The following is a 9205-nucleotide window of genomic DNA, read 5'->3' on the forward strand; positions in this document are numbered from 1 at the left end:
GTCGAGGGCGCACGCTCCGACGCCCAGCCCGGCGGGCATGTCGTTCGGCGGGACCGGCACGCGCACCTGCTCGGAGCTGGTGGCGACGCCCGCCCAGGCCTCGGCGGCGAGCTTGAGGGCCGGTTCGAGCAGGTCCTCCGGCGTCCCCTCGAACGTCCCGGACGGCGCGAACGGGTCGAAGGACGGCCCGGGGCCGCCGGTGAGGAACGCCGCGAACCCGATCTGGTCGCCCGCCGCGTGCTGGAGCACCTGCGCGGCGGTCCACTGCGCGCAGGGCGTCGGGGCGTCCCAGTCGGCGACCGCGGCCACGGCGGTCCGCAGCGCGTCGTGGGACTGCGCCAGAATCGGCCAGTTGGTCATGTCATGCTCCTGCGCGTCGGCTGCCGACCTGAAACGATCAAGGCCGGTCATCGGGGTTTCTATCGCGAAACACGATGCTTTGGCAGAGGGTTGCGGGCAACGGTTTCGCTGCGACGCGCCGCGTGGCCCGGGCGTGCGGTCCGGTGGTCGGGACGGGTCGGGCCGCCCGGGTGACGCGGGGCGGGTTCCGGGGTATCCGTGTTCCGGCCCCCCAGGAGCCGTAACAAGTTTCGGAAGGCGTCCGGCCCGGGTTCCGGACGCGGGATCTCGGCGGCGGGAAGCAACGGGCGTCCCGCCGGGTTGGGAGAGATGTGATCGACGCCGCACCCACCTCGTACCCCGCCTGGCTGGAGCGCTTCGTCCGCGAGGCGCCGCTGATGCCGGTCCCCGAGGGCATGCGGCCCGCGGCGGGCAGCCGCCGCGCCGCGGTGCTCATCCTCTTCGGCGAGGGACCGGACGGCCCGGACGTGCTGCTCACCGAGCGGGCCGCGACGCTGACCAAGCACGCCGGGCAGCCCGCGTTCCCGGGCGGCCGCATCGACCCGGAGGACGACGGCCCGGTCGGCGCCGCGCTGCGCGAGGCGCAGGAGGAGGCCGGTGTCGTGCCGTCCGGTGTGGACGTGCTGGCGACGCTCCCCGAGCTGTACCTGTCGCACAGTGACCACCGGGTCACGCCGGTGGCCGGGTGGTGGCGGACGCCGTCCGAGGTCGCGCCCGGGCACCCCGGCGAGGTCGCGACCGTCGCGCGCGTCCCGATCGCCGAACTGACCGACCCCGCGAACCGGCTGACCGTCCGGCACCCGTCCGGGCTGCGGCTCGGCCCCGCGTTCCGCGTCCGCGGCATGCTGGTGTGGGGGTTCACGGCGGGGCTGCTCACGGCCGTCCTCGCCGCGGGCGGATGGGACCGTCCATGGGACACCGGTCACGTGGAGGACCTCCCGCCCGACGTCCTCTCCCTCTCGGCGCGCGGCTGACGCGAAGCCCGGCACGCGCCCGCCGCAGGGGCCTCACGGGGTTCCGCACCGGCTCGCGGGGACGCGCGTATAGCCCTGCATGACTACACAGGTCCGGTGAAACTGGTACAGCGAGGGGACGTGCGCAGCCCCGTTGTCGCTATACGGTGAAGCGGTGCTGGGCGACCACCTTCTGGACCTGATCCTGCTCGTGCTGATACTGCTGTTCGCGGTGTCCGGCTACCGGCAGGGCTTCATCGTGAGCCTGCTGAGCTTCGTCGGCTTCGTCGGCGGCGGCGTCGTGGGCGTCCTCATCGCCCCGCCGATCGCCGAGGCCACGGTGAACGGGGCCGCGCAGCAGGCGCTGCTCGCGATCGTCATCGCCTTCCTCGCGGCCACGCTCGGGCAGCTCCTCGCGTCCTCGCTGGGCGCGGTGCTGCGCAACCGGGTGACCGACAACAACGCGCGCACGGCGGACGCGGTGGGCGGCGGCTTCGTCTCGGTCATGTCGCTGCTCATCGTCGCGTGGTTCTTCGGGTCGCTGGTCGCCAACTCGGAGTTCAAGTCGGTGCGCACGCAGGTCAAGGGGTCGTCCATCATCCGCGGCGTCAACGACGTGATGCCGCAGGAGGCGCAGACCTGGTTCTCCTCCTTCCGCGGGTTCGTGGCCAGCAGCGAGTTCCCGCAGGTGTTCAACGGCCTCGGCGGCGAGTCGGTGGCCAAGGTCCCGCCGCCCGACGACGCGATCCTCAACACCGGCGCGTTGCGCGCCGCCAAGCAGTCCATCGTGAAGATCACCAGCACCGCGCCGGACTGCCAGCGCCGCATCGAGGGCACCGGCTTCGTGTTCGCGCCCGAACGGGTGATGACGAACGCGCACGTCGTCGCGGGCGCGCGCGGCGCGTCCCGGATCGACTCGCTGGACGGCACCCACCGCAACGCCAAGGTGGTCCTGTACGACCCGCAGCGCGACGTGGCCGTCCTGTACGTGCCGGGCCTGACCGCGACGCCGCTGAAGTTCGCCGGCCCCGCGCGGGTCCGCGACGACGCCATCATCGCCGGGTACCCGAAGAGCCGCCCGTTCACCGCGCTCGCCGCCCGCATCCGCGCCCGGCAGATCTCCAAGGCCCCGGACATCTACCACTCGCCGCAGGTCACCCGCGAGATCTACGCCATCCGCGGTGACGTGGAGCAGGGCAACTCCGGCGGTCCGCTGCTGTCCAGCGACGGCCGCGTCTTCGGCGTCATCTTCGCCGCCGCCCTCGACTCCCCGCAGACCGGCTACGCCCTCACCGCCAACGAGGTCGCGCCGGACGCGCGCGCCGCCCAGGGCGCCACCATCTCCGTCTCCACCGAGGGCTGCGCCGACTAGCGGCGTTTTAATAAAGCCCCGGCCCACTGCGCTCGCCCAGGGGCTCGCTACGTGACCGTGCCTGGGCGAACGCGGCATCGCTTCGCGATCTGCCCGGTTGCGCTCGCCTTCGGCTTCGCTTCACCGTGCAGGTAGCGCGTTCGCGCGCGTGGCTGAGGCCACTCTGAAACAGGACTTAGCTGGTGCGCCGCGCCGGTCAGCGCAGGCGCAGGCGGACGGTGGTTTCTAGGGGAAGTTCCTCCGCGAGGGCCCGGACATCGGACGTCAGCCTGGGCAGGTCCATGCCGTGCGTGTCGTCCGTGTATGCGTCCAGGCGGTCGGCCGCGCGTGTCAGGAGCGCCTGGGCGCCGCGCGGGTTGCCTCTTCGCAGGTGCGTGATGCCGACGGCGACCTGCGCCAGACCGCGCCACAGCTCGCGTTCGTTCTCCGGCGACGCCTTCCAGACCGCTTCGAGCACCTCGTGCGCGTGGAACGGGCGGTCGGTGTCAAGCAGACGCTGCGCCTCGGCCAGCGCCTCGTCCGGCGGCAGGTCCAGATCGTCCGGTGTCGTCGGGATACCGGACGCGCCGTGCGGGAGAGGACGTCCGTACGCGTCGCGAGGACGAGCGTTACGGGCCCGTCCCCGCTCGTCCCGGTCCCGCTCCTGGGGGGTTCGCTCAGGCATGGGTCAGCGTTCGGGTTCGGGGTCGTTGAGCCAGCCGATGAGCTCGGCGTCGAAGGCGTGCGGACGTTCCTCGTGCGGGAAGTGCCCCGCGCCCTCGATGAGCTTCCAGCGATAGGGAGCGGTGACGTACCGTCCCGAGCCCTGGGCGCTCGCGGGAAGCGTGCAGCGGTCGAGCGCACCGTGCAACTGGAGCGTCGGGACGTGGATGGGCGCGCGCATACGTCGTGCGTAGCGGATACCGTCCGGACGCGGCTGCGAGCGGACGAGCCAACGGTGGTACTCCAGAGCGCAGTGCGCGACGCCGGGGATGCGTATCGCGTCGCGCACGAGCCGTTCGGTCCGTTCGTCCGGCCAACCCGGGCCGGACCAGTCGTGCAGGAGCCGCCCCACGAGTGCGGCGTCGTTCTGGACGAGACGACGCTCGGGCCATAGCGGAACCTGGAAACCGATCGTGTGCCGCGTGGCCCAGAGCTGCCGGCGCGGATCGCCGCGAAGCGCCTGGCGCAGCCGCAGCGGATGCGGAGCGCCGACCGTCACGAGCCTCTGCACGACCTTGGGGTGGTAGGCCGCCATCGTCCAGGCGAGCAGCCCGCCCCAGTCATGCCCCACGACGATCGCGTTGGCCTCCCCGAGCGCGCGCACGAGGCCCGCCGCGTCCGCCGCGAGCGTGACCAGGTCGTAGCCCCGCGGCGGCTTGTCGCTCGCGCCGTAGCCGCGCAGGTCGACGGCCGCCGCGCGGAAACCGGCGGCGGGGAGCGACTCGAGCTGGTGCCGCCAGGACCACCAGAACTCCGGGAACCCGTGCAGCAGCAGGACGAGCGGCCCCTCACCCGCCTCCGCGACGTGGAAGCGGGTGCCGCCCGCGCTCACCGAGCGGTGCGTCCAGGGGCCCTCGATCTCTACCAGCGAGGCGTCCGGCGCGGCCATGTCGTGTCCGCTCAGTCCGCCAGGGCCCGGGTGTCCGCGCCGGGATCGACGGCCCGGCCGGTGTCGTCCCCGTCGCCGCGGTGCCGGATCATCTCGAAGTCGGCGCGCAGCTGCGCGCGGGTCCGCTTCGCCCCGTCGATCTTGCGGATGCGCAGGTACCCGATGCCGACCAGCGCGCCGGCGAGCACCAGGTAGAAGCCGGCGACGATGAGGAACGCCGCCCAGTGCCAGATGCCCAGCGCGACCAGCCCGTAGGCGGCCGCGATCGACAGCAGGATCACGATGATCCCGGCGCACACCCCGGCGATCGTGAACATGACGCTGCCCAGCGCGGCCTTCTTGGCGTCGTCCTTCAGCTCCAGCTTCGCCAGGTCCATCTCGGCCCGGATCAGGCTGGAAACGTTGCTGGACGCCATCGCGACGAGCTCGCCGAGGGACTTGTCCTCCATGCGGTCGCCCGGCAACCGTGCCTCCGACATAGCGCTCTCTCCTTCCAGGACCCCGGTCACCAGGGCCGCACCCAGCCTGGCAGCTCCTCCGCCGCTCCGCCCACTCGGCCCGCTCGAACGGGCCGTCCGCACCCGGCGGCCCCGGAGGCCGCCCGTCCCGTCCGCCCGAGGTGGGCGTCCGGCCGGGGCGGCCCGCCGGCGGCCATCAGGTCACCTCCACCGAGCGGGCGCGCTGCCGCACCCGATGCCGGAAGATCGCGGACGCGGCCACCGAGGCGATGACGCTCGCTATCAGGACCGCTGTCGTCACTCTCTCGAATTGTGCCGGGTCGGGATAGGCCAAACCGCCGATCAGCAGCGAAACCGTGAATCCCACTCCGGCCAGCACGGCCACCCCGGCCAGTTCGCGCCAGCGCAGGTCCGGGCCGAGCCTGGCCAGACCGAGCCGGACGGCCGCCCACGCGCCGCCGAGGACGCCGGTGAACTTGCCCACGATCAGGCCGGCGATCACGCCGATTGCGACCCGGTCCTGGAACACCCCGCTCAGCGCGCTGCCACTGAGCGCGACCCCGGCGCTCAGAAACGCGAACAGCGGCACGCACAGCCCAGCCGAAATCGGACGCAGCACATGGTCGGCCCGCTCGGCGTTGGTCGGCCGCTCGTCCGGCGTCTCCTTCCCCGACGTCAGCATCCCGAGCGCGACCCCGGCGACCGTCGCGTGGATCCCGCTGCGCTGGGTGAAGTACCAGGCCAGAAGGGCGAGCGGCACGAACAGCCACGGGGTCCGGACGCCTCTGGCCTGGAGCACGCCGTACACCGCGACGCACCCGACGGAGAGCAGCAGCGCGCCGGGGACGAAGTCCGAGCCGTAGAACAGCGCGATGATCGTGATGGCGATCAGGTCGTCCACGACGGCGAGGGTCAGCAGGAACGCGCGCAGCGGAGCCGGACAGTTGGAGAACGTCACGGCGAGGACGGCGAGCGCGAACGCGATGTCGGTCGCGGTCGGGACGGCCCAGCCGCGCATCCCGTCCCCGGTGCCGGCCGTGATCGCGACGAAGATCAGCGCGGGCACCGCCACGCCCGCGGCGGCGGCGATCACCGGAAGGGCGGCGGCGCGCGGATCGCGCAGTTCGCCGTGCGTCAGCTCCTCGCGCAGTTCGAGCCCGGCGATGAAGAAGAACACCGCGAGCAGGCCGCTGGACGCCCAGTGCGCCACGTCCATGTGGTGCAGGCCGAACCAGTTGAGCTCGTGTCTCTGCAGGTTCGTGTACACGGCCGACCATGGGGTGTTCGCCCAGACCAGGGCGATGACGGTCGCCAGGAGCATGACCACGCCGCCCACCGTCTCGGTGCGCAGGGCCCCCGCGACGTGCCGGGCGTACCGGATCGTGGGCCGTGCGGGCCGGCTGTTGCGTGCGCGCGTCATGCATCCCCCGAGTGGCAGGCGAACCGTCGTCCTGAGGACGAGACGGATCCACGCGCACACGGAAGCGCACACGGAGACGACTCGTCCCCTCGCCGACCAGACTTCCCGGCACACCTGCTCCGAGCCTACCCGGGATGATCGCCGCCCATGTCCCTTGTGCCCTCCTCTGACCATGCGAAACGGGCGCCCGACGGGGTTCGTCGGGCGCCCGTTCCGCGTGGCGCGGCGCCTCTACGGCGCGTGCGATGGGGGGCTCGGCTCGTGCGCGCGGGGCGTTCGTTTCGGGGGGTCACGTCTTCCTCGTGCGCGCGTCCGCCGGCCGTGGTCGCGCCGCGGGGCTCAGTCCTCGGACTTGGCGCTGGGCAGCTTCTCGGAGATGAGGTTCATCACGGTGCTGTCGGCCAGCGTGGTGACGTCGCCGATGCTGCGGTTCTCCGCCACGTCCCGCAGCAGCCGGCGCATGATCTTCCCGGACCGGGTCTTCGGCAGCTCCGGCACGATCATGATCTGCCGCGGCTTGGCGATCGGGCCGAGCGTGCGCGCGACGTGGTCGCGCAGCTCCTTGAGGAACTCCTCGCCCTCGACGTCCTCGCCCGCGGAGCCGCGCGGGATCACGAACGCGACGATCGCCTGCCCGGTCACCGGGTCGGTCGCGCCCACGACCGCGGCCTCGGCGACCTTCGGGTGCGACACCAGCGCCGACTCGACCTCGGTGGTGGAGATGTTGTGGCCGGACACCAGCATCACGTCGTCCACCCGGCCGAGCAGCCAGATGTCGCCGTCCTCGTCCTTCTTCGCGCCGTCGCCGGCGAAGTACAGGCCGTCGAACCGCGACCAGTACGTCTTGACGTACCGGTCGTCGTCGCCCCAGATCGTCCGCAGCATGGCCGGCCAGGGCTCCTGCAGCGTCAGGAACCCGCCGCCGCCGTTCGGCACGGGCCGCGCCTGGTCGTCCACCACGTCCGCGGCGATGCCCGGCAGCGGCCGCATCGCCGCGCCCGGCTTGCCCGCCGTCACGCCCGGCAGCGGGCTGATCATGATCGCGCCGGTCTCGGTCTGCCACCAGGTGTCCACGACCGGGCACCGGTCCGCGCCGATGTGCTCGCGGTACCAGACGTACGCCTCGGGGTTGATGGGCTCGCCGACCGACCCGATCACCCGCAGCGACGACAGGTCGTACTGCGCGGGGATGTCGTCGCCCCACTTCATGAACGTCCGGATCGCGGTGGGCGCGGTGTAGAAGATCGAGACCTTGTACTTCTGGATGAGCTCCCACCAGCGGCCCCGGTGCGGGGTGTCGGGCGTGCCCTCGTACATCACCGACGTCGCGCCGTTGGCGAGCGGCCCGTACACGATGTAGGAGTGCCCGGTCACCCAGCCGATGTCGGCCGAGCACCAGTACACGTCCGTTTCCGGCTTCAGGTCGAAGACCGCGTGGTGCGTGTAGGCGACCTGCGTCAGGTAGCCGCCGGTCGTGTGCAGGATGCCCTTCGGCTTACCCGTCGTGCCGGACGTGTAGAGGATGTACAGCGGGTGCTCGGAATCGTGCGGCTCGGCCTTGTGCTCGTCGCTCTGCCGCTCCACGACGTCGTGCCACCACACGTCGCGCTCGTGCTCGGCCACCGGCTCGCCCGTCCGCCGCACCACCAGCACCTTCTCGATGGACGGGGTGCTCTGCACGGCCTCGTCCACGGTCGGCTTGAGGGCGGACGGCTTGCCGCGCCGGTACCCGCCGTCCGCCGTGATGACCAGCTTGGCCTCGGCGTCCTCGATGCGGGTGCGCAGCGCGTCGGCGCTGAAGCCGCCGAAGACCACCGAGTGGGTCGCGCCGATGCGCGCGCACGCGAGCATCGCGATCGGTAGCTCGGGGATCATCGGCATGTAGATGGCCACACGGTCGCCCTTGCGGACACCCAGTTCAAGGAGGGCGTTCGACGCCTTCGCCACCTCGCTCCGGAGGTCGGCGTAGGTGAGCGTGCGGGTGTCGCCCGGCTCGCCCTCCCAGTGGTAGGCGACGCGGTCGCCATGGCCGTTCTCCACGTGGCGGTCGACGCAGTTGTAGGCGATGTTCAGCTCGCCGCCGACGAACCACTTGGCGAACGGCGGGTTGCTCCAGTCGAGCACCTCGTCCCAGCGCTTGGACCAGGCCAGCCGGTCCGCCTGCTCCGCCCAGAAGCCGAGGCGGTCGGCCGCGGCCCGCTCGTAGGCGTCGGCGGTGACGTTGGCGGACTCCGCGAGCTCGGCCGGCGGGGGGAAGCGCCTCGTCTCCTGCAGGAGGTTCGACAGTGTCTCTTGGCTCTCGCTCACGCGTACTCCTCGCTGTTCAAAGAGGGGGCGCCTTCCACGGCCCACTCCATCAGCGAACGTCCGGGTCGGACAAGGGCTTGCCGGTTTTGTGGGCGCAAGGGGCGAAAGGGGCTCCCCGGCTTCGGGTTGGATGCTATGTGATGCCAGCCACACGTGGCCTTCCCAGGTTCGGGGTTGGGGAATCCGCGCATGATCCTCCGTCTGCGGGCAGGGCGGGCGCAGCTTTCCTGACCTGCGGAAACGTGTGATGGCCGTGATCGGGATTACTTGAAACAAACTTTCCGGTTTCGGTCGATAGGGCCCGATAGGGCGCGGGCTCCGGACGGCGGCCGGCGCGTGGGCGGAGGGCGGCGCGCAGGGGTGCGGCGGTGACCGCATAAGGTCGGGCGCGTGACCGAAGTCGATGCCTTTGCCTACGTCGCGGACCTGCCCGGAGTGGAGGAGGCCGTGGCCGACGCCCGCAAGGCGGTGGACCGCCTGCTGGGCCACCGCATCCTGAGGCGGCGCAGCGCGGAGGTCTCCACGGAGTCGGCGCTGCGCGGGGCCCGCGCGTCCGCGGTCCTGGAGGGCACGCCCGTCACCATGGACGAACTGCGCTCCGCGGTCGAGGGCCACGCCGCGCCGATCGTCCAGGGCTCGCTGCGCGTCAGCGCCGAGCTGGGCTCGCTCGCCGAGACCTGGCGGAAGGCGCCCCGGCAGGTGCTCGCGCGCCTGCACGTCCTGGCCGCCGCCGACCTGGTGGAC

At 72.1% G+C, this 9205-nt stretch carries 8 protein-coding genes and 1 pseudogene; 3 read left to right on the forward strand and 6 right to left on the reverse strand.

The annotated features are described in order from the left end of the window. On the reverse strand, positions 1-360 hold a 360-nt coding region (locus AB0J52_RS16475; RefSeq protein WP_500182428.1), incomplete at its 3' end, for a maleylpyruvate isomerase N-terminal domain-containing protein. Positions 361-737: 377 nt separating this feature from the next. Between AB0J52_RS16475 and AB0J52_RS16480 the strand changes: the two genes are divergently transcribed. Both AB0J52_RS16480 and AB0J52_RS16485 read left to right on the forward strand, forming a co-directional pair. Then, the gene (locus AB0J52_RS16480; RefSeq protein WP_500182435.1) at positions 738-1334 is read left to right on the forward strand and encodes an NUDIX hydrolase; all 597 of its coding nucleotides are present in this window, start codon (positions 738-740) and stop codon (positions 1332-1334) included. A gap of 154 nt (positions 1335-1488) precedes the next feature. Next, positions 1489-2685, forward strand: coding sequence for a MarP family serine protease (locus tag AB0J52_RS16485; protein WP_500182429.1), 1197 nt, complete (start codon positions 1489-1491; stop codon positions 2683-2685). 196 nt (positions 2686-2881) lie between these two features. Here the strand turns inward: AB0J52_RS16485 and AB0J52_RS16490 are convergent, their stop codons facing one another. From AB0J52_RS16490 to acs, 5 genes are all read right to left on the reverse strand, one after another. Beyond that, the gene (locus tag AB0J52_RS16490) at positions 2882-3349 is read right to left on the reverse strand and encodes a DUF309 domain-containing protein (protein WP_500182430.1); all 468 of its coding nucleotides are present in this window, start codon (positions 3347-3349) and stop codon (positions 2882-2884) included. A 3-nt stretch (positions 3350-3352) separates the two neighbouring features. After that, the gene (locus AB0J52_RS16495) at positions 3353-4276 is read right to left on the reverse strand and encodes an alpha/beta fold hydrolase (protein WP_500182431.1); all 924 of its coding nucleotides are present in this window, start codon (positions 4274-4276) and stop codon (positions 3353-3355) included. Positions 4277-4287: 11 nt separating this feature from the next. Continuing rightward, a complete protein-coding gene (locus tag AB0J52_RS16500) occupies positions 4288-4755 on the reverse strand; it encodes a phage holin family protein (protein WP_500182432.1) in 468 nt (155 codons plus the stop codon). Between the two features lie 175 nt (positions 4756-4930). Then, a complete protein-coding gene (nhaA, locus tag AB0J52_RS16505; protein ID WP_500182433.1) occupies positions 4931-6154 on the reverse strand; it encodes a Na+/H+ antiporter NhaA in 1224 nt (407 codons plus the stop codon). A 339-nt stretch (positions 6155-6493) separates the two neighbouring features. Beyond that, the gene (gene acs, locus AB0J52_RS16510) at positions 6494-8461 is read right to left on the reverse strand and encodes an acetate--CoA ligase (RefSeq protein WP_500182434.1); all 1968 of its coding nucleotides are present in this window, start codon (positions 8459-8461) and stop codon (positions 6494-6496) included. Positions 8462-8851: 390 nt separating this feature from the next. Here acs and AB0J52_RS16515 point away from each other — a divergent pair. Then, positions 8852-9205, forward strand: a pseudogene (locus AB0J52_RS16515) (oxidoreductase); the annotation flags it as partial.

It is taken from the genome of Spirillospora sp. NPDC049652 (genome assembly GCF_040675125.1).
Classification (GTDB): domain Bacteria; phylum Actinomycetota; class Actinomycetes; order Streptosporangiales; family Streptosporangiaceae; genus Spirillospora.